We start from the raw sequence: 19,933 nt of genomic DNA on the forward strand, positions 1-19,933 counted from the left end.
ACCATACGAACCTGTATAGGTCGGCGTCAGGGCACGGCGGGCGAGGGCGGAAACGACGTGCGCGCGGGATTCACCGGTGCGATGCGGGGTCGGCGGCGTCCGGGGAGAATGGTTTCCGGTTCGCCGCCAGGGCCGACTCCGAACGTCCCCCGGCGGCCGTGGCGGGCTCGGCGGGGGTCACCGCGCGTGATCGGTCACCCGGCCGGCGCCGGGCGGTGGGTCACAGTTCGACGCCGTTGATCAGATGCAGGGCGTGCAGGATCGTGGTGCTGGTGCGCCAGCACTCCTTGGCCTGCTCGTCGTCCCCGAGGTCCTGGAACGCCTGGCCCAGGCCCCGCCAGTGCTCGGCCATGCGGTGGGTCCCGCCGCGGCCGCCCGCCAGGTCGGCCTCCAGCGCCTTGTAGTACCACAGGGCCGCCAGGTCGGGCCGGCCGGCCAGACGGTACGCCTCGGCGAGGCCCCCGTACCCCTGGCCCGCCTGCACGGGGTCTCCGGTTCGCCGGGGCAGGGCCGCGACCGGGTCGTGGGCGTCGCCCGCCTCGCCGAACGGTCCGAAGCGGATCCCGGGGAGGGCCGTCTCGCCGTGCGGCCGGTGCGACGGGGCGCCGACGGCGGCCGGCCGGCCGTCCCCGAGCGCGCGGGGAGCCCGGTGGGCGGCGGCGGTCAGGCCGGCCAGCTCGTCGTCGAGCCGCGCGGTGTCGGCGGTGAGCCCCGTCGACAGGCCGAAGTGCCGGAACGCCCTGCCGCCGAACCCGGTGTTCGGCCTGGCCCGCCGGGGGTGGATCCGCTCGACGGTGCCGGCGATCAGCAGGTGGCCGCGCAGCGCCCGCTGCGCGGCCCGCGCCTCGTCGTCGTGGGTCTCCTCCCGCCGGGCCTGTTCGCGCGCGAACAGGCGGAGCAGGCCGTGCATGCGGTACCACCCGGGCTCCGCGGCCTCCAGGAGGTGGGCGTCGGCGAGGTGGTCCAGCAGGTCCGCGGTCTGCGCCTCCGAGCGGTCGGCGAGGGCCGCGGCGACCTCGACGCTGATGTCGGACCGGCCGAGCAGGCTCAGCAGCCGGAACATCCGGGAGCCCTCGTCGTCCAGGGCCCGGTAGCTGATCATGAAGCTCGCCCGTATGGCCCGGTCGTCGGCCTCCAGCTCCGACAGGCGGTGCTCCTCGATCGCGAGGCGGTCGGCGAGGGCGCGCGGCGACAGGCCCGGACGGGCGATCATCCGGGCGGCGACGATCCTGATCGCGAGCGGCAGACCTCCGCACAGCCGTACGATCGCGCGCGCCGCCCACGGGTCGGCGGCGACGCGCTGCTCGCCGACCAGCCGCCCGAACAGCGTGAACATCTCGGCCTCGGCCATGACGCCGACCCGCAGGTGCGTGACGGCGTCCAGGGAGGTGAGCATCCTGCGGCCGGTGATGACGACGCGGCAGGTGGGGCTGGCCGGCAGCAGCGGCCGCACCTGGGCGGCGTCACGGGCGTTGTCGAGCAGCAGCAGCAGGTGCTTGCCGTCGGTCAGCGAGCGGAACCGCGCCGCCGCCTCGTCCACGTCGGCCGGCACCGCCGTGTCGTCCCCGAGGGAGCGCAGCAGGCGGGCCAGGACGTCGGCCGGCTTCAGCGGGGCGGCGCCGGGTGTGGAGCCGTGCAGGTTCACGTAGAGCCGGCCGTCGGGAAACCGGTTCGCGACCCGGTGGGCCACGTGGACGGCGAGCTCGGACTTGCCGATGCCGGCCGGCCCGGTGATCGCGATGACGACGGCCGCGCCCGGGCCCGCGGAGGTCAGCGACGTCCACAGCCGGGTCTTCTCCGCGGCCCGGCCGGTGAAGGCCGGCGAGTCGATGGGCAGCTCGGCCGGGGCGAAGGCCCTGCGGCCGGTGACGGCTCGCGGCAGGGACAGTGCGGGGTTGTCGGCGAGGATGCGCCGGTGCATGCGGATCAGGTCGGGGCCGGGGTCGATGCCCAGCTCCGCGGCGAGCGTCTCCCGCGCGCCCTGGTACACCGCGAGCGCGTCGGCCCGGCGGCCGGAGCGGTACAGGGCCAGCATGAGCTGGGCCGTCAGCCGTTCGTTGAGCGGGTCCTTGCGGGTCAGCGCCTCCAGGTCGGCGAGCACCTCGCCGTGCCGGCCCAGCGCGAGGCGCGCCTCCAGCGAGGCGTCCACCACGGTGGCGCGCAACCGCTCCAGCCGCGCCGTCTCCCCGCGCAGCGGCGGGGGCAGGGGCAGCCCCTCCAGGACGGCTTCGCCGCGCCACAGGCCGAGGGCGCGCGTCAGCCGGTCGAGCGCGACGTCCTCACGCCCGTCGGCGAGCGCCTGCCGTCCCTTGGCGGCCAGATCCTCGAACACGGTCACGTCGACCTCGCCGGGGGCGGCCCGGAACACGTAGCCGTTGGAGCCCGTCTCGATGCGCGAAGGCGCGCCGAGCGCCCTGCGCAGCGCGGAGATGTAGGTGTAGAGGTTGGCCTCGGCGGTGGCGGGAGCCTGCTCGTGCCAGAGCCAGTCGAGCATCCGCTGACTGCTGATCGCCGTGCCTACGTTGAGCAACAGGGCGGCGAGCAGGACTCGCTGTTTTCTCCGCCCGAGTGCGATCGGCGTGCCATTGGGCCCCCGGACCTCGATCGGCCCGAGGATCTTGAAATCCACTCAGTGTCACCCCGCTGTGCGCAGTGCCTACAAGTACAGCAATAAATACATATATATGCGGATTTGGCCAATGATCGAGGCAAGTGAGCGTGGAAGGTACTTCCTTGAAAGGAACAAGAAGATGACGAGAGGTGCGATGTCCAGCTTTCAGCTACTTTCACGGTCGCGCTAGCCCGCAGGTCAGATGTCGGCCACCGGATCAGGGAGGAGAAAGCAAAACCACCGACATTACACGGCGAAGTGACCGCCGTCATCGGCGCGTTCCGCAAAAATCTCCGGCGAAAAGTGGATGACCCCGCGTTCCCCTCCGGCCCGCTCGCGCCGGGCGGTTTCCATGATCGCGGGCGGCCGGGCCGTCCTACGCCCGCGCCGGCCGGGCGGCCGAGGCCTCAGGCCCGACCGGCCGGTCGCCGCCCGCGACCAGCCTGCCGCGCCGCCAGACGCGCCGCACCAGCGGCACTCCCGGGCGGTAGGCCAGGTGGACGTGGGAGGGGGCGTCCAGCAGCACGAAGTCGGCCCACGCCCCGGGGCCCAGATGCCCGACGTCCCGCCTGCGCAGCGCCTTCGCCCCGCCCATCGTCGCGGCCCACACCGCCTCGGCGGGGGTCATGCGCATCTCGCGGACGGCCAGGGCGACGCAGAAGGGGATGTTCGTCGTGTAGCTGGAGCCGGGGTTGCAGTCGGCGGCCAGCGCCACCGTGGCGCCCGCGTCGATCAGCCGCCGCGCGTCCGGGTAGGGCGAGCGGGTGGAGAACTCCGCGCCTGGCAGCAGCGTGGCCACCGTGTCGCCGGAGGCCAGCGCCGTCACGTCGTCGTCGGTCAGGTGGGTCAGGTGGTCGGCCGACGCGGCTCCCAGCTCCACCGCGATCCGCACGCCCGGGCCGGGGCCGAGCTGGCCCGCGTGCACCCGGGGGACGAGCCCGCGTTCGAGCCCGGCCGTGAGGACGGCCCTGGTCTGGTCGCCGTCGAACGCCCCGCGATCGCAGAACACGTCGATCCACCTGGCGTGCGGCGCGCAGGCGTCCAGCATGGGGCCGCGCACCAGGTCGGTGTAGGCGTCCGGGTCGCCCGCGTACTCCGGCGGCACCACGTGGGCGCCGAGGAAGGTCACCTCGCCGGTCGCCTCGGCGGCCAGGCGCAGGGAGCGCGTCTCGTCCTCGACGGTCAGGCCGTAGCCGGACTTGCACTCGACGGTGGTCGTGCCCGACCTGAGCGCCTCGGCGACCAGCCTGGCCAGGTTGGCCCGCAGCGTGTCGTCGGAGGCCTCGCGCGTGGCGGCCACGGTGGTGCGGATGCCGCCGGCGCTGTAGGGGCGGCCGGTCATCCGCGCGGCGAACTCCTCGGTGCGGTCGCCGGCGAACACCAGGTGCGCGTGGCTGTCCACGAAGCCGGGCACGACCGCCAGGCCGCCGGCGTCGAACCGCTCCTCGGCGTGTCCGGGGGCCCGCCCCCGGGGCCCGGCCCAGGCCACCCGGCCGTCCTCGACGACCAGCGCCGCGTCCTCGACCAGTCCGAGCGGCCCGTCGCCCAGGGCCGGGTCGTTGGTCACCAGCGACCCGATGCCGTCGATCAGTACCGAAGCCACGCCGCTTCCCCCTCGCTCACGCTCATGACCGCCCGCCCGCACCGTGCCCTGCCCTCCCGGCCCGGCGTCACATCCTCGCACCGCCGCGCCGCACATCACCGCGCGCGGCATCACCGCGCGCCGCACCGCCGTGCCCCGCACGACCGCGCCCGCATCGCCCCCCCCCGCGCCGCCGTGACACGTCTCGCGGCGCCGGGGCTCACGCCGCGCGGCCCTCATGTGACGGCCGCGACGGCGTCGGCGAGCAGCGCGGGGACGTCGCCGAGCAGCAGGTGCCGGCCCTCGGAGACGATGTGGCGGCCGCCGGCGACGACCTCGCGGACGTCGGCCGCGGTCGCGCCGAACACCAGCGACTCCACCAGCGCGTCGGACGGCGAGCCGGCCATGCGGACCGAGTCGAGCGTCACCGTCACCAGGTCGGCCGGGGCGCCGGGCTCGATGGCGCCGGCCTCGGGCCAGCCGAGCGCGGCGTGGCCGTCGCGGGTGGCCGCGCGCAGCAGGTCGGCGGCGAGCCAGTTGCCCCGTCGCCGGCGCGCCAGGCGCTCGTCCAGCTCGACCGCGCGGGCCTCCTCCAGCAGGTCGACGACCGCGTGGCTGTCGCTGCCCAGCGACAGCGGCGAGCCGGCGTCGGCCAGGGCCCGCGCGGGGCCGATGCCGTCGGCCAGATCCCGCTCGGTGGTCGGGCACATGCAGACGCCGGTGCGCGTCCCGCCGAGCAGCGCGACGTCCCCGGGCGTCAGGTGCGTGGCGTGGACGGCCGCCGACAGCGGGCCGAGCGCGCCGCTGTCCCCCAGCAGCTCCGCCGGGGTGCGGCCGGTCGCGGCCAGGCACGCCTCGTTCTCGGCCACCTGCTCCGACAGGTGGAAGTGCAGCGGGGCGCCGCGCTCGCGCGCCCAGGAGGCCACCGTGCCGAGCTGGGCCGCGGGCACCGCGCGGACCGAGTGGATCGCCGCACCGACCCGCGCGTGCCCGTCCCCCTTGAGCCCCGCGGCCCGGTCGGCCCAGGCCGCGGCGTCGCCGTCGCCGAACCGCAGCTGCGGGCCCTCCAGCGGGGCGTCGAAGCCGCCGCGCAGGTAGCAGGTGTCCAGCAGCGTGACCCGGACGCCCGCCTCTGCCGCCGCCGCCGTCAGCGCCTCCCCCATGACGTTCGGGGACGCGTAGCGCCGCCCGGCCGTGTCGTGATGGAGGTAGTGGAACTCGCCGACGCAGGTGACCCCGGCCAGGGCCATCTCGGCGTAGGCGGCGCGGGCGAGCGCGTGGTAGGTCTCCGGGGTGAGCCGGGCCGCCACGCGGTACATCTGCTCGCGCCAGGTCCAGAACGTGCCCCGGCCGCGCTGCGTGCGCCCGCGCAGCGCCCGGTGGAAGGCGTGCGAGTGCGCGTCGGCCAGCCCCGGCACCGTGACGCCCCGCAGGCGCACGGCGCCCGGCGGCGCCTGCGCCACCCCCGGGCGCACGCGGGTGACCCGGCCGTCGCCGGCCTCGATCACCACGCCGGCCTCGGTGGCCTCCCCGCCCAGCCAGGCGTGGTCGGCGTAGTACACGGTCACCGTTCCGCCCGCCCCGCCCGCCGTCCCGTGCCGGCGCCACGCGGCGGGCGGCCGGGAGCGGGCGCGGCGGCGCGCGGCCGGGCCCGGCGGGGCGGGGACGACGGGGTCACCCGCATGCGAGGTCCTCCAGGACCGAGGCCAGGGCCGAGACCCCGGTGACGCAGTCGCCGGTCTCGGCGTGTTCGGCGGGGCTGTGGCTGACGCCGGTCGGGTTGCGGACGAAGAGCATGGCGCTCGGGACGAAGGCCGACAGGACGCCCGCGTCGTGCCCGGCTCCGGTGGGCAGGGCCGGCGCGCCGCCGAGCGTGGACGCGATGCGGCGCGTCAGCTCGCCGCCGAACTCCACCACCGGCGTGGCCGACTCGGCCACCACCTGGACGCGCACGCCGTGCGCCGCCGCCGCCGTCTCGGCGGCGGCGCTGACGTCCGCGACGATGGCGTCCAGCGTCGCCGCGTCGGGGGCGCGGCCGTCGAGCCAGGCGTCCACGCGGGACGCGATCGCGTTGGTGCCGTTGGGGTCGACGCGCACCTTGCCGAAGGTGGCCAGGCCGCCGTGGCGCTCCGCCGCCCGTCTCCCGGCCAGCACCGCGGACGCGAACGGCAGCATCGGGTCGCGCCGGTCGGCCAGGCGGGTGGTGCCGGCGTGGTTGGCCTCGCCGTGGAAGGTGCAGCGCCAGCGGCCGTGCGGCCAGATGGCGCTCGCCACGCCGACCGGGGCGTCCAGGTCGGCCAGCGCCCTGCCCTGCTCGACGTGCAGCTCCACGAAGGCGCCGATGCGGGCGAGCGCCTCGGCGTCCCGCCCGAGCGCTCCGGGGTCGGCTCCGGCCTCGCGCATCGCCTCGGCCAGCGTCACGCCGTCGCCGTCGCGCAGCGCGCGGGCGTCGCCGGGGTCCAGGACGCCGGTGAGCAGGCGGCTGCCGACGCAGGCGACGCCGAAGCGCGCGCCCTCCTCGTCGGTGAAGTTCACCACCGCGACCGGCCTGGACGGCACGACGCCGCGCGCGCGCAGCTCGTCCACGGCCAGGAACCCCGACACCACGCCGAGCGGGCCGTCGAAGGCGCCGCCGCCCGGCACGCTGTCCAGGTGGCTGCCGGTCACCACCGCGTCCGGCCCCGGGCCGTGCCACCACGCCCACTGGTTGCCGTTGCGGTCGCGCTCGTAGGTCATCCCGCGGAGCGCGGCCTGGCTCTCGAACCAGGCGCGCAGCGTCAGGTCGACCGGCGTCCAGGCGAACCGACGGTACCCCTCGGCCCCGCCGTCCCCGATCGACGCGAGGCTCCGCCACATCCGCTCGAACCGGTCGCGCGGCGGGACCGCGGCGTCCGGCGAGGCCGCGGCCGGCGGCACGCCGCGCCCGGCTTCAGCGTCCGGGCGGGAGCCCGGCGCGCTCGCCGCGAGCCGGCCCGGCCGGGGGGAGGCCGCGGGCACGGGGCCGGTGCTCCCCGTCATCGGGGGTCCCCGCCCGCCATGGGGATCGGCACGCCACGCTCGGCCGCGACCTCAGAGGCGCGGTCGTAACCGGCGTCGACGTGCCTGATCACGCCCATGCCGGGGTCGTTGGTCAGCACCCGCTCCAGCTTGAGCGCGGCCAGAGGCGTGCCGTCGGCGACGGTCACCTGCCCCGCGTGGATGGAGCGGCCGATGCCGACGCCGCCGCCGTGGTGGATCGACACCCAGGTCGCGCCGGAGGCGACGTTGACCATGGCGTTCAGCAGCGGCCAGTCGGCGATGGCGTCCGAGCCGTCGAGCATCGCCTCGGTCTCCCGGTACGGGGAGGCGACCGACCCGCAGTCGAGGTGGTCGCGGCCGATCGCCAGCGGGCCGCGCAGCTCCCCGGAGGCGACCATCTCGTTGAACCGCAGCCCCGCCTTGTCACGCTCCCCGTACCCGAGCCAGCAGATGCGGGCCGGCAGCCCCTGGAAGGCGACCCGCTCGCCGGCCAGCCCGATCCACCGGGCCAGCGACTCGTTCTCGGGGAACAGGTCGAGCACGGCGCGGTCGGTGGCGGCGATGTCGCGGGCGTCACCCGACAGCGCGGCCCAGCGGAACGGGCCCTTGCCCTCGGAGAAGAGCGGGCGGATGTAGGCCGGCACGAAACCGGGGAAGTCGAACGCCCGGGCGTACCCGGCCAGCTTGGCCTCGCCCCGGATGGAGTTGCCGTAGTCGAAGACCTCCGCGCCGGCGTCCATGAAGCCGACCATGGCCTCCACGTGCCGGGCCATCGACTCCCGTGCGCGCTCGGTGAAGCCGGCCGGGTCCTTGGCCGACTCGGCCCGCATGTCGTCGAAGTCGACGCCGAGCGGCAGGTACGCCAGTGGGTCGTGCGCCGAGGTCTGATCGGTGACGATGTCGACGGGGGCGCCCATCTCCAGCAGCCGGGGCAGCACGTCGGCGGCGTTGCCCAGCAGGCCGATCGACAGCGGGCGCCGCGCCGCGCGCGCCTCGGCGGCGAGCCGCAGGGCGTCGTCGAGGTCGGCGGCCTCCACGTCCAGGTAGCGGTGCTCGATGCGGCGGGCGATGCGGGAGGGGTCGCACTCGACGCAGAGGGCCACCCCGCCGTTCATGGTGACGGCGAGCGGCTGGGCGCCGCCCATGCCGCCGAGGCCGGCGGTGAGCGTGACCGTGCCGGCCAGGGTGCCGCCGAACCGCTTGGCGGCCACCGCGGCGAAGGTCTCGTAGGTGCCCTGCAGGATGCCCTGGGTGCCGATGTAGATCCAGGAGCCGGCGGTCATCTGGCCGTACATGGTCAGGCCGAGCGCCTCCAGCCGGCGGAACTCCTCCCAGGTGGCCCAGTCGCCGACCAGGTTGGAGTTGGCGATCAGCACGCGGGGCGCCCACTCGTGGGTGCGCATCACGCCGACGGGACGGCCCGACTGCACGAGCAGCGTCTCGTCGTCCCCCAGGCCGGTCAGCGTGCGGGCGATGGCGTCGAACGAGGGCCAGTCGCGCGCGGCCTTGCCGGTGCCGCCGTAGACGACCAGCTTGTCGGGATGCTCGGCGACCTCGGGATCGAGGTTGTTGTGCAGCATGCGGTAGGCCGCCTCCTGCTGCCACCCCTTGCAGGTCAGACGGTCGCCGCGGGGCGACCGGATCACCCGGGTCTCGTCACTCATGGATTTCCTCCTCTTGGCCGACCCGAGCGCTACCCGGGAAGGAACAGCCGCCGTTCGGCGGCGCTGTTCTCGAACTCCTCCAGGGACGCCTGTTCCCGGGTGGGCAGCGCGTAGATCATGGAATGGACCAGGGCCGCGCACAGCACGGTGGGCGCGGCCTGGGAGTCGAAGGCGAACTGCGAGCTCACGGGCGCGGCGAGCACCGCGTCCGCGTGCTCGGCGAGCGCGCCTGAGGCGTCGTCGGTGACCAGCGCGACGCGCAGGCCCGCGCGGCGCGCCCAGACCATGCCGTCGCGCAGCTCGCGCGGGTGGCGCGGCAGCCCGAACACCAGCGTCCACGTGGCCCCCGCCTCGGCGGCCCGGCTCAGGTGGTCCTCCAGCGTGGATCCTGGGGCGTCGACGACCCGCACGTCGGGGTGGGCCTTGGCGGCCAGGTAGCCGAACAGGTGGGCCAGCGGCGCCGACACCCGGAGCCCGACGACCGGCAGCGGGCGCGAGGCCGCCAGCGCGGCGGCGACCTCGGTGAGCTTCCGGGTGTCGGCGAGGCTGTCGCGCAGCAGTTCGAGATTGCGCAGCTCGGAGCCGACCATGGTCTGGACGGCGTTGAGCGGGACGGGCTCGGCCGCCGGGCCGCGGCCGTCGCGCAGCGCGGCGCGCAGGTCGTCGCGGAACTCGGGGAACCCGGCGAAGCCGAGCGCGAACGCGAAGCGGGTGACGGACGGCTGGCTCGTGCCGACCGCCTCGGCGATGTCGACGCTGGTGAGGAACACCGCCTGGTCGGGGCGTTCCAGCAGGTAGCGCGCGATCCGCCGCTGGGAGGGCGACAGCCGGTGCCCCTCCACCAGCTCCCTGAGCCGGGCGGCGACCCGCGAGGACTCCTCGTACGCCACGGCCGCGGCGGGAGCGGCCGGGGCGACCGCCCGCGCCCCGGGCGCGACGCCGGCGGGGCGATCCGGCGCCTCGGGCGCGACGCGGTCGGGAGCCGGCGCATCGGGCGCGTCGCCGGTCGGCGAGGCGGCCGGGCGGCTGATGCGCGTGACGGCGGGGTCGCGCACGCCCTCAGCACCCATCGGCGTGCGGGGGGCCGGCGAGCGGTCGCCTGGCCCGCGTGTCCGACTTGCCCATCCATTCACCTCTTGCCGTGTATGTAAATCTTCATGCAGGATTGTCGGCGCATACCTCCATGTCAAGAAGCATGCCCGAAATCCCGGGTAACGTGCGCGGTAAGGGGCTTCTCAGATGGCGTCGCGGACGATCACCCTGGACGGGGCCCGCACCCGCCCGTCCGACATCACCGACATCGCATGCGCCGGTGCCCGGGTGAGCCTCGCCCCGGAAGGGCTCGACCGGGCGGCGGGGGCCTGCCGGGCCGCCGTGGAGATCGCCGCCCGCCGCCCGTTCTACGGCCGCACCACCGGCGTGGGGGCCAACCGCTCACAGGACGCCGGCGACGACGGCGGCCACGACCTGCGCCTGCTGCGCAGCCACGCGGGCGGCATAGGGCCGCACCTGCCCGACGCCCACGTCCGCGCGATGCTCGCCGTCCGGGCCAACCAGATCCTGGCCGGCGGCGCCGGGCTGCAACCGGCGTTCGCCGAGGCGCTGGCGGCGGCCCTGAACTCCGGGTACCTGCCCCGGATCCACGAGATCGGCGGCCTGGGCACCGGCGACCTCACCGCGCTGGCCGAGACCGGCCTCACCCTCATCGGCGAGCGCCCATGGGCCGGGCCGCACGCTCCCACCGGCCCGTCCTCCGCCGGGCGGTCCCCGTCCTCGCGGGAGCCCCAGCCCGGTGAGCCTCCCGGCAGCGGCAGCGACGGCGGCGCCGGGCCCGGCGGGGGCACCGCGCCGGAGCCGATCGTGCTGCGGGCGGGGGACGCGCTCGCGTTCTGCAGCAGCAACGCGCTGACGGTCGGGCAGGCGGCGCTCGGGTGGTCCCAGATCGCCGGGCTGCTGGCCGCCACCCACGTGGTCGCCGCGCTGTCGCTGCTTGCCGTGGACGGCAGCGCCGAGCCGTACGACGAGCGGGTGCACGCCCGGCGCCCGCACCCGGGCGGCGTGGCCGTGGCGAGCGAGATGCGACGGCTGCTCGGCGACGCGCACCCGGCGGGCGCCCGGGTCCAGGACCCGTTCGGCTACCGCTGCCTGCCCCAGGTGCACGGCCCGGCGGTCGACGCGGCGGCGGCGCTCGCGCGGGTCCTCGAGATCGAGATCAACGCGGCGTCGGAGAACCCGCTGGTGTCGGCGGCCGACCTGACCGTCCACCACCACGGCGGCTTCCACCAGGCCACCCTCGGCCTCACCCTGGACCACCTGCGCGTGGCCCTGCTCCACACCGCGCACCTGTCGGCCGCGCGCCTGGCCACGCTGATGGAGCCCGCCTTCACCGGCCTGCGGCCCTTCCTGGCCGAGGGGCCGCCCGCCAGCTCGGGGGCCATGATCCTGGAGTACTCCGCCAACTCGGCCCTGGCCGGGCTCCGCAACGCGGCCTACCCGGCGGCCCTCGGCCACGCGGTTCTGTCGCGGGGCATGGAGGAGCACGCCAGCTTCGCCGCCCAGTCGGCGCGGCAGACCCTGGAGGCGGCTTCGGCCTACCGGCTCGTGCTGGCCTGCGAGCTGGTCGCGGCCGTACGGGCCCTGCGCGGGCGCGGCGCCCGCCCCGCTCCCCCGGCTCCGGTGGCCGCCGCCTTCGCCACGGCCGCCGCCGAGCTGGACGCGGACGCCGCGGACCGTCCCCTCAGCGCGGACGTCGAGACCGCCTCCTTCCTGCTCGACCGGCTCGCCGCCCTCTGACCGGCGGCGCCGCGGGCCGCCGACGTGTCACGCCCGGCTGGGCGGGCAGGTCTGTGGCCGTAGGGGATGCCGGACGGGGAGGCTGGGCCTTCGATGTTGCTCGTGGGAACCTCCGGGTGGCAGTACACCGACTGGCGCGGCGTGCTCTACCCGCCCGGCCTGCCGCAGCGGCTGTGGCTGGAGCGGTACGGGGAGGCGTTCGAGACCGTCGAGAACAACAACGCCTTCTACCGGCTGCCGTCGCGCGAGACGTTCGAGAGCTGGCGCGAGCGGACGCCGGACGGCTTCGTGATGGCCGTCAAGGCGAGCCGCTTCCTCACCCACATCAAGCGGCTGAAGGAGCCGGAGGAGCCCGTGGACCGGCTGATGGCCGCCGCCGAGGGGCTCGGCCCCAAGCTCGGGCCGGTGCTGGTGCAGCTCCCGCCGACCCTGCGCGCCGAGCCCGAGCGGCTGGACGCCTGCCTGCGCCGGTTCCCCCGCCACGTGCGGGTGGCCGTCGAGCCGCGCCACCCCTCCTGGTGGACCGCCGAGGTGCGCGCGGTGCTCGCCGAGCACGGCGCCGCGCTGTGCTGGGCCGACGCCCTCGGCCGTCCGCGCAGCCCGCTGTGGCGCACTTCCGGCTGGGGATACCTGCGCTTCCACCAGGGCCGCGCCCGGCCCTGGCCGTCCTACGGCGACGCGTCGCTGCGGTCGTGGCTGCACCGGCTGGGTGAGACGTGGGACATGGGCGACGACGTCTACGTGTACTTCAACAACGACCCCGGCGGGGCCGCCGTGCGCAACGCGGCGCGCTTCGCCGCGCTGGCCGCGCAGGAGGGATGGGCGGTGAGCCGCGTGTCACCCGGCCTGCCGGAGGAGGGAGCGCGGCCGGCGAGCGCGTGAACCGGACGCCCCCGCGGCCGTCAGGCGGACCACCCGGGCATGACCGGGCGGCCCGTCGCGGCCGAGAGGCGAGCGCGGTCAGATCTCCTTGAGGATCTTCTCCAGGGCGCTCTTGGTGTCCGACACCGGGACGGCGTCGAGGCACAGGCGCTCCATGACGGCCTGATAGCGGTCGAGGTCGTCGCGCTTGTCGAGGTAGATCGCGCTGGTGAGCTGCTCCAGGTAGACCACGTCGGGGAGATCCTGCTCGGCGAAGCGCAGGATGCTGAACGGCCCTCCCGCCGCCGCGTGGCCGCCCGCGCTGAACGGCATGACCTGCACGGTGACGTTGGCGGAGGCGACGGCCTCGATCAGGTGCGCGATCTGGCCGCGCATCACCTCGCGCCCGCCCAGGGGGCGCCGCAGCGCGGCCTCGTCGATCACGGCCCACAGGTGGGGAGGATCGGGCTGGGCGAGCAGCTTCTGCCGGGCCATGCGCAGGTCGACCCGGCGCTGGATCTCGGCCTCGGGCCCGTCGACATGGCCGAGCAGGACGACCGCGCGGGCGTACTCGGCCGTCTGGAGCAGGCCGGGGATGAACTGCACCTCGTAGGAGCGGATGCGGGTGGCCGCCTCCTCCAGGCCGACGTACGCCTCGAACCAGTTGGGCAGGACGTCGTCGTAGTTGTGCCACCAGCCGGGCCGGTTGGCCTGCGCGACGAGCGACAACATGGAGTCGCGCTCGACCTCGTCGGTGACGCCGTACAGCGTGAGCAGGTCGGCGACGTCGCGGACGCGGAAGCCGACCCGCCCGTGCTCCATGCGGCTGATCTTCGAGTGCGAGGCGCGGATCGAGTGCCCGGCGACCTCCAGCGTGATGCCGCGCTTCTCACGAAGGCGGCGGAGCTGGGAGCCCAGCAGGATGCGGAGGACCGTAGAGCTGCCCCGCTCCCGAGCCATCATGTTCAGCGGAGGCGGCTGGTCCCCCTCGGCTCGGGCTGTGATCATGGGCATGTCCTTAGCGCGGCGGGGTGATCAGTGTCTCACGTGTCGCGGTCACAGAGAAGTTCACGATACCCCTGAGGCACTGTTACGGATATACCCCAACATTACCCTTAGGCTACGATTTTCAACACTCAGTAGCCGGACCGAATCTCAAAACGCCAGGTCATCGAACTCCCCGTCCTTGGCCCCCAGGATGAAGGCCGCAATTTCCCCGCGACTGTAAATCAGCGCCGGCCCGGCCGGATGGTGCGAGTTGCGGACCGCCACGCCCCCGTCGGGGAGGCCGGCCACCTCGACACAGTTACCACTCGGATTGCTGTGAGCACTCTTGCGCCAGCGCACCCCCGCAAGGTCCGCAGCGGGCATGCCGTTGGAGATCTCGGCCATCACGCCTTCTTTTGCCTCTGGAATCAGACGAATGCTGACATTTGTCTCGCCGGACCCCTCACCCCGAGAGACGACCCAGATGGGCGTTCCCCGTCCCAAGACCCATCATACCGCCTGTGCGTTTGCACGTGCATCGGTACTTGCATCCGCACGGCTGGGAAGAGCACTATGGCTTAGGCGCATACTTTTCCCCTATAACGACCTAACCTCACAGGGCTCACCTATGACTGGGTACAGGACATCCCCCACCGCCGCCTCCTCGCACGACGAGGGCTGGGAAGGCTGGCCGATGGCGCTCGACTGTGTCCTGTCACCCACCGGCCGGCACGCGGGCGGCGTCCGTGAGGAGCCCGAGACGCCCGAGCTGGCGATCTGCGAGCTGAGCCACGACCCGTTCGCCGCGCGGACGGCGCGGGGTTTCACCAGGACGACCCTGCGCGCCTGGGGGCTGGGCGCGCTGCTGGACGACGCCGAGCTGGTCATCGGCGAACTGGTGATCAACGCCCTGCGGCACGGCGTGAGCGAGCTGGACGAGCCGCCCGGCGAGCACGTCACGATCATCCTGGGCCTCACCCGCGACGCCCTCATCATCGTCGTCACCGACCCGAGCGAGGACCGCCCCTCCCCGCGCGACCCCGACCACGGCGCCGAGGGCGGTCGCGGGCTGCAGGTGGTGGCCGGAGTCAGCCACAGGTGGGGATGGGCCCCGCTGCGCTCGCCGGGCAAGGCCGTGTGGGCGGGCTTCCGCCTGCCCGGGGACCACGGACGGGCACTGCGGAAATCCGGCATTGTGCGTACAACGCCCCACGGCACCGTGCACACTGGAGCCAGGCCTTATCGCTGAGCGTCCGCGGTGTCCCAAGTGAGCGTTTCCCCACAAGACGGATATCGTCTCCCCCGCGGGTGTCCGGTGGAACGGGGAGATCATGGCGGAGCACGAAGGGCTGAGCCTCGGCTTCGATCCCGCCATCCCGAACGAAGCCCGCATGTACGACTACTTCATGGGCGGCAAGGACAACTTCGCCGCCGACCGTGAGGCGGCGCGGCTGGCTCTGGAGGTCGCCCCCGAGCTGCCCATCATCTGCCGCGAAGGCCGCAGGCTCCTCGCACGTATGGTGCGCCACCTCGCCGCCGCCGGCATCCGGCAGTTCATCGACATCGGCTGCGGCCTTCCGACGCAGGGCAACGTGCACGAGGTCGCCCAGGCGGCGGCGCCCGGCTCCCGCGTGGCCTACGTCGACAACGACCCGGTGGTGGCCCTGCACGCCCAGGCCCTGCTGGAGAACGACGAGCACACGGTGGTCGTCCAGGCCGACATGCGTCAGCCCGAGCGCGTCCTCGGCCATCAGCGCCTGGGGAACCTGATCGACCTCGACGAGCCCGTCGCGATCCTGATCTTCTTCACGCTGATCATGATTCCGACGGACGAGGAGGCCGCGCGCATCGTCCGCGGCTTCCGCGACGCCGCCGCGCCCGGCAGCTACCTGGCCATCGCCCACAGCGTGTCGGACGTGAAGCCCGAGACCACCGCCAAGCTCGCCGCCCTCTACCAGGACGGCGGCGTGGTGCCCGGCGTCCCGCGCCGCGACCAGATCCGCGCCAAGGCCGACGTCGAGCGCCTCTTCGACGGCATGAGCCTGCTGGACCCCGGCGTCGTCTACCTGCCCGCCTGGCGCCCGGACGAGGGCGAGCGGGTCATCGACCCCGAGTCGGTCTGGTCCGTCGGCGGCGTCGCGCGCAAAGAGCGCTGACCGCCAACCCCGGAGGGCTGTCTCCGCAGGTCACAGGCGTAGCGTTGCCCGAAGGACGGCACGCCGCCGGCCGTGGCGGCGGTGCCGGGCGGCACGGAGGGCAGCCGGCCGCCCGCCTGGGAGGCCTGATGACCGCCATCACCGCCGGCACGCGGCAAAGGACGGGGCTCGCCGCCCTTCTCGGGGTGCTCGGGCTGCTCGCGGCCTTCCCCCCGCTCGGGACGGACATGTACCTGCCCGGCCTGGTGCCGATCGCGCGCGACCTCGGCGCGCCGGTCACCGCCGTCCAGCTCACGCTGAGCGCCTTCCTGGCGGGCATCGCCGCCGGGCACCTCGTGCTCGGCCCGATGTCGGACCGCCACGGGCGGCGCGTCACGCTGCTGGCGTGCCTTGCCGCCTGCGCCGTCGCCGGCGTCCTGTGCGTGCTCGCGCCCACCGTCTGGGTGCTGGTCGCCGCGCGGCTGGTGCAGGGCTTCACCGCCGCCGCCGGCGTCGTGATCGGCCGTGCCGTCGTGCTCGACCTGAGCCGGGGACGCGACGCCACCCGCCTGTTCGCCGCCCTGACGGCCGTCCTGGCCGTCACCCCGGTCCTCGCCCCCCTCGCCGGAGGCGTGCTGGCCGCCACGGTGGGCTGGCGTGCGGTGTTCGCCGTCCTGGCCCTGATCTCGCTGCTGACGCTCGCCGCCGCGCTCGTGGCCCTGCCCGAGACGCTGCCCCGCCGCCTGCGCCGCCGCGGGAGCCTCGCGGCGTCGCTGCCCGAGGCCCTCGCCCTGCTGCGCGACCGCGTCTACCTCGGGCACGCCCTGGCCCTCGCGCTGGCCTTCGGCGCCCTGACCGCCTACGCCGCGGCCGCCCCCTTCGTGCTGACGCAGGTGTTCCGCCTGTCCACCGCCGCGCTGTCGCTGACCCTCGCCGTCAACGCGCTCGCGCTGGTGACCATGGCGGCGCTGTCGGCCCGGCTGGTCTACCGCCTCTCGTCCCGGCGGCTGCTGGAGGCGGGGCTGGCCGTCCTGCTGGCCGCCAGCGCCGCGCTGTACGTGCTCGCCGTGGCCGGGCGCCTCCCGGCCGCGGCCTTCCTGCCGCTGCTGCTGGTCGCGGTCGCCTCCCTCGGGCCGGTGCTCGGCGACGCCGCCGCGATCGCCCTCCAGCGCGCCTCGCACGCGCCGGCGACCGGCGCGGCGCTGCTCGGGACGCTGCAGTTCGGCGTCGGCGCCCTGGCCGCGCCGCTCGCGGGCCTGAACGGCGACCGCACGGCCGTCCTCATGCCGCTCGTCATGGGGGCGTGCGCCGCGCTGGCCCTGCTCGCGTTCGCCCTCACCGGCGCCGCCGGGCGACTCGCCGAGGGAGGGGCGGCGGACGCCCGGGACGTCGGCGCCCGCTCCCGCGACCCCCGCTGATCCGCCCGGTCACCGCACGCCCGGCGACCCGGCGCACCGCGGCCGCTCCACCTCGTTCCGGGCGGCCCGCGCCGGCCCGGCCGCTCCGCCCACGCCACGGGCGGCCCGTGCCGCCACGCCCGCCGGACACGCCCACCCCTATACGCGGTGAACTCACGGGGGGCGGCGCCGGTTCCCCGCCCGCCGGCACGCGGGGGCGGTTCCGGCACCCTTGATGATCTCGCACGATTACGGACGGTGGGGGCCGTTCCCACGTCCCGGCCCCGATCGCGGAACGATCACAGGGTGGGACGGAGGGTTCTCCCTCAGCGCGTCGACGCGAAACAGACGTTACTTTTGCCCCATACCCCGTAAAATCCGCCGATGTGAACGAAGGTCAGCACCCTCCCCAGGAGCTCCCGGTCCGCGAACGCTCGTTCCGGACCAGCTCCGGCCGGCACCGGCGTCCGGTGCCGGCGAACCTGCCTCCCGAGGCTCCCGCGCTCGTGCTGGCCGTTCCGGGCACCGGCGGCGACGTGCCCACAGCCGTCAAGACCATCGTCGGCGTCGACCACCCGCAGCTCGACGTACGGCTCGTCCAGCTCGGCGACAGCAAGTCCAGCCTGGCCGAGACGCTGGTCGACTGCGCGGCCAAGCGTCCGGAGGGCATGCCGGCGGCCATCGTCGTCCCCCTGGTCACCGGCCCGCACCAGCAGGTCTACCGCGCCATCCGCGAGGCCGTCGCCGAGTGCGACGTGATCACCACCATCGCCGACCCGCTCGGCCCGCACCCGCTGCTCGCCGAGGCCCTGCACGTCAAGCTGTCGGAGAGCGGGCTCGCCCGCGCCGACCGCATGCGCCTGTTCAACATCGCCGCGCCGGTCGACGGCATCATCGTCGCGACCGTCGGCGGCCAGGAGGCGGTGCGGGCGGCGGACGCCACGGTCGTCCTGCTCGCCGCCCGCCTCACGCTGCCGGTGGTGGCGGCCTCGCTGGACGCCTCGCCCGGCGTGGGCGACGCGGCCCAGCGGCTGCGCAACATCGGCGCCTCGCGCCTGGCCCTGGCGCCCTTCCTGATCGGCCCGGAGATCGACCAGGCGAAGATCACCAAGGCCGCCGAGGCGGTCGGCGCCGGGTGCGCCGAGCCCCTCGGCGCGCACAGCGCGGTCGCCCAGCTCGTGGCGCTCAGCTACGGCAGCTCGCTCACCGGAGTGGATCCGGACCCGCAGTAGGCACGACGCCCAGCGGCCCGGCGGGGTCGGGCCAGGTGTGCACGGGCTCGTGGGAGAACGACAGGTCGAGGTAGCTGGAAAGCATGGCCGCCCGGCTGTTCGGCTCCTCCCCCAGCGCGGCCAGGGCGGCGCGCTGCCAGGCCGCGCCGGTGCGGCGGCGCCTGACCCGCTCGGTGACGATGCCCAGCAGCCGCTCCGCCTCCTCGTCGTCCACCCCGGCGGACGCCAGCCCCTCGCGGGCCACGGGGATCAGGGCCAGCGCCAGGTCGGCGGCCTTGGCCGGCTCGGCCCGGTCGGGCCAGGCGAGGGTGGCGTCCAGCCCGTTCCTGGCCGCGCGGTAGAAGTTGCGGTAGGCGTCCGCGAACGGGAAGGAGCCGACCCAGGTCGGCTCGGCGGCCATCGCCAGCACCAGCCCGACGAGGAACGCCGCGTTGGCCGCCATGTCGGCGCACGTGGGACCGGCCGGCAGCGCGCGGAACTCCACCCGCAGGTGACCGCCGTCCGCCGGGTCGTAGACCGGCCGGTTCCACTGCCAAACCGTCCCCTGGTGCAGCCGCAGCTCGGCCAGCTTCGGCACGCCGGCGCCGCGGACGGCGGCCAGAGGCTCCTCCTCGTCCAGCACCGGAGCGACCGGCTCGTACTCGCGCACGCTCTGCTCGAACAGCTCCTGCGCGCCCTTCTCGACCCAGCCGGAGCCGAAGCACACCCGGCCGTCGACCCGCCACGGGCGGGCGGGGTCGCGGTCGTCGGCGGACGCCTCGAACAGCGCGATGCGGGTCTCCTCCCACAGCTCGCGCCCGAGGAACGACGGGGAGTTGCCGCTGACCGCGAGCACCGGGCCGATGGCGAGCTGCGCGGCGTTGTAGACGGCGGCGAAGTCGGCCGGCTGGGTGCGCAGGTGGATCTGCCAGGAGGTGTTGGCGCTCTCCAGGATCACGTCCTCGACCTCCAGCTCCAGCCGGTCGGCGCCGCGGATCGCGACGCGGAACGGCTCGGCGCGCACCCGCCGGATGCCCTCGCTGAGCGCCCGGTAGCGGGCCTCGTCGCTCAGGACGTCGGGGGTGAAGTCGAACTCGGTGAGCGTCGGCAGGATGCCGATCGGCACGACGCGGCCGCCCTCGGAGCGGGCGGCGCGGTCGGCCACCGCCATCAGCTCGCGCGCCTCGGCCTCCAGCGCCGAGAAGGGCCGGCCCGCCAGCGGCAGCGGGGTCAGGTTGACCTCCAGGTTGAAGCTGCCCAGCTCCAGCACCACCCGCTCGTCGCCGGCGGCCGCCCGGACCTCCTTGTTGCGGCGCATCGGCCGGCCGGCGCCATCGATGAGGAAGAACTCCAGCTCGGCGCCCAGAGACGCGGGCCCGACGCCGAAGCCGGGCCTGTCGAGCAGCTCGCGCAGGGCGAGGAGGCAGTCGTCCAGCCGCCCGCCGAAACGCTCGTACTCGGCTTCGGAGAAGCGCTCCTTGGCCACTTCCTGTCCCATCGTGCCGCCCTCCAGCCGTCGCGGTCCCCGTCGTGACGTCCCTGTCCCGGCGGGAACGTTTCATGCCTCCTACCTCGGCCGAGGCGGTGACAACCTCCCGGCCCGGCGGCGCCGCCTCCCCGCAGGTGCGGCGGCGCGGCCGTCCCACCCGCCGCCCCGCCCCCACGTGACCTCCC

15 protein-coding genes are annotated in these 19,933 nt (G+C 75.0%); 6 read left to right on the forward strand and 9 right to left on the reverse strand.

Annotation, left to right across the window (positions count from 1 at the left end; all coding sequences use genetic code 11):
* Nucleotides 1-220: 220 nt before the first annotated feature.
* The 6 genes from PYR91_RS01180 to PYR91_RS01205 all read right to left on the reverse strand — a co-directional run bounded on the left by PYR91_RS01180 (nucleotide 221) and on the right by PYR91_RS01205 (nucleotide 9,945).
* Nucleotides 221-2,629 (reverse strand): BTAD domain-containing putative transcriptional regulator, encoded by a 2,409-nt coding sequence (locus tag PYR91_RS01180; RefSeq protein ID WP_279776975.1) that lies wholly within the window; start codon nucleotides 2,627-2,629, stop codon nucleotides 221-223.
* 358 nt (nucleotides 2,630-2,987) lie between these two features.
* A complete protein-coding gene (gene hutI, locus PYR91_RS01185; RefSeq protein WP_279776976.1) occupies nucleotides 2,988-4,214 on the reverse strand; it encodes an imidazolonepropionase in 1,227 nt (408 codons plus the stop codon).
* A 215-nt stretch (nucleotides 4,215-4,429) separates the two neighbouring features.
* A complete protein-coding gene (locus PYR91_RS01190; protein WP_279776977.1) occupies nucleotides 4,430-5,761 on the reverse strand; it encodes a formimidoylglutamate deiminase in 1,332 nt (443 codons plus the stop codon).
* A gap of 106 nt (nucleotides 5,762-5,867) precedes the next feature.
* Nucleotides 5,868-7,049 carry an allantoate amidohydrolase gene (locus PYR91_RS01195; RefSeq protein ID WP_279777096.1) on the reverse strand — a complete coding sequence of 394 codons (1,182 nt, stop codon included), beginning with the start codon at nucleotides 7,047-7,049 and terminating at the stop codon, nucleotides 5,868-5,870.
* Between the two features lie 158 nt (nucleotides 7,050-7,207).
* The gene (gene hutU / locus PYR91_RS01200) at nucleotides 7,208-8,875 is read right to left on the reverse strand and encodes a urocanate hydratase (protein ID WP_279776978.1); all 1,668 of its coding nucleotides are present in this window, start codon (nucleotides 8,873-8,875) and stop codon (nucleotides 7,208-7,210) included.
* A gap of 29 nt (nucleotides 8,876-8,904) precedes the next feature.
* Nucleotides 8,905-9,945: a MurR/RpiR family transcriptional regulator gene (locus tag PYR91_RS01205; protein WP_279776979.1), complete on the reverse strand. Its 1,041-nt coding sequence runs from the start codon at nucleotides 9,943-9,945 to the stop codon at nucleotides 8,905-8,907.
* Nucleotides 9,946-10,114: 169 nt separating this feature from the next.
* On the opposite strand from PYR91_RS01205, the gene PYR91_RS01210 reads away from it, so the two are divergent.
* Complete coding sequence (locus tag PYR91_RS01210; protein WP_279776980.1) at nucleotides 10,115-11,668, forward strand: aromatic amino acid lyase; 1,554 nt, start codon at nucleotides 10,115-10,117, stop codon at nucleotides 11,666-11,668.
* Between the two features lie 93 nt (nucleotides 11,669-11,761).
* Complete coding sequence (locus tag PYR91_RS01215) at nucleotides 11,762-12,550, forward strand: DUF72 domain-containing protein (RefSeq protein WP_279776981.1); 789 nt, start codon at nucleotides 11,762-11,764, stop codon at nucleotides 12,548-12,550.
* Between the two features lie 78 nt (nucleotides 12,551-12,628).
* Here PYR91_RS01215 and PYR91_RS01220 read toward each other — a convergent pair whose 3' ends face one another.
* Complete coding sequence (locus tag PYR91_RS01220; protein ID WP_279776982.1) at nucleotides 12,629-13,537, reverse strand: helix-turn-helix transcriptional regulator; 909 nt, start codon at nucleotides 13,535-13,537, stop codon at nucleotides 12,629-12,631.
* Nucleotides 13,538-13,684: 147 nt separating this feature from the next.
* Nucleotides 13,685-13,921, reverse strand: a complete 237-nt coding sequence (locus PYR91_RS01225; protein WP_279776983.1) for a DUF397 domain-containing protein — start codon at nucleotides 13,919-13,921, stop codon at nucleotides 13,685-13,687.
* Nucleotides 13,922-14,144: 223 nt separating this feature from the next.
* Here PYR91_RS01225 and PYR91_RS01230 point away from each other — a divergent pair, with 223 nt between their 5' ends.
* The 4 genes from PYR91_RS01230 to PYR91_RS01245 all read left to right on the forward strand — a co-directional run bounded on the left by PYR91_RS01230 (nucleotide 14,145) and on the right by PYR91_RS01245 (nucleotide 18,280).
* Nucleotides 14,145-14,765, forward strand: a complete 621-nt coding sequence (locus PYR91_RS01230) for an ATP-binding protein (RefSeq protein WP_279776984.1) — start codon at nucleotides 14,145-14,147, stop codon at nucleotides 14,763-14,765.
* An 82-nt stretch (nucleotides 14,766-14,847) separates the two neighbouring features.
* Complete coding sequence (locus PYR91_RS01235; protein WP_279776985.1) at nucleotides 14,848-15,672, forward strand: SAM-dependent methyltransferase; 825 nt, start codon at nucleotides 14,848-14,850, stop codon at nucleotides 15,670-15,672.
* Between the two features lie 128 nt (nucleotides 15,673-15,800).
* Nucleotides 15,801-17,069: a Bcr/CflA family efflux MFS transporter gene (locus tag PYR91_RS01240; RefSeq protein WP_279776986.1), complete on the forward strand. Its 1,269-nt coding sequence runs from the start codon at nucleotides 15,801-15,803 to the stop codon at nucleotides 17,067-17,069.
* Between the two features lie 365 nt (nucleotides 17,070-17,434).
* A complete protein-coding gene (locus PYR91_RS01245) occupies nucleotides 17,435-18,280 on the forward strand; it encodes a hypothetical protein (RefSeq protein WP_279776987.1) in 846 nt (281 codons plus the stop codon).
* Here the strand turns inward: PYR91_RS01245 and PYR91_RS01250 are convergent.
* Nucleotides 18,252-19,757, reverse strand: coding sequence for a glutamate--cysteine ligase (locus PYR91_RS01250; RefSeq protein ID WP_279776988.1), 1,506 nt, complete (start codon nucleotides 19,755-19,757; stop codon nucleotides 18,252-18,254). The two genes, PYR91_RS01245 and PYR91_RS01250, sit on opposite strands and share 29 nt — an antisense overlap.
* Nucleotides 19,758-19,933: the final 176 nt, after the last annotated feature.

It is taken from the genome of Sphaerisporangium sp. TRM90804, assembly GCF_029846175.1.
GTDB lineage: Bacteria > Actinomycetota > Actinomycetes > Streptosporangiales > Streptosporangiaceae > Sphaerisporangium.

Coding starts and splice junctions, on each gene's coding strand:
- PYR91_RS01210 (WP_279776980.1), top strand. CDS start 10,115: ATGGCGTCGCGGACGATCACCCTGGACGGGGCCCGCACCCGCCCGTCC.
- hutU (WP_279776978.1), bottom strand. CDS start 8,875: ATGAGTGACGAGACCCGGGTGATCCGGTCGCCCCGCGGCGACCGTCTG.
- PYR91_RS01220 (WP_279776982.1), bottom strand. CDS start 13,537: ATGATCACAGCCCGAGCCGAGGGGGACCAGCCGCCTCCGCTGAACATG.
- PYR91_RS01225 (WP_279776983.1), bottom strand. CDS start 13,921: ATGGCCGAGATCTCCAACGGCATGCCCGCTGCGGACCTTGCGGGGGTG.
- PYR91_RS01250 (WP_279776988.1), bottom strand. CDS start 19,757: ATGGGACAGGAAGTGGCCAAGGAGCGCTTCTCCGAAGCCGAGTACGAG.
- PYR91_RS01235 (WP_279776985.1), top strand. CDS start 14,848: ATGGCGGAGCACGAAGGGCTGAGCCTCGGCTTCGATCCCGCCATCCCG.
- PYR91_RS01205 (WP_279776979.1), bottom strand. CDS start 9,945: ATGGGTGCTGAGGGCGTGCGCGACCCCGCCGTCACGCGCATCAGCCGC.
- PYR91_RS01230 (WP_279776984.1), top strand. CDS start 14,145: ATGACTGGGTACAGGACATCCCCCACCGCCGCCTCCTCGCACGACGAG.
- PYR91_RS01195 (WP_279777096.1), bottom strand. CDS start 7,049: ATGTGGCGGAGCCTCGCGTCGATCGGGGACGGCGGGGCCGAGGGGTAC.
- PYR91_RS01240 (WP_279776986.1), top strand. CDS start 15,801: ATGACCGCCATCACCGCCGGCACGCGGCAAAGGACGGGGCTCGCCGCC.
- PYR91_RS01215 (WP_279776981.1), top strand. CDS start 11,762: ATGTTGCTCGTGGGAACCTCCGGGTGGCAGTACACCGACTGGCGCGGC.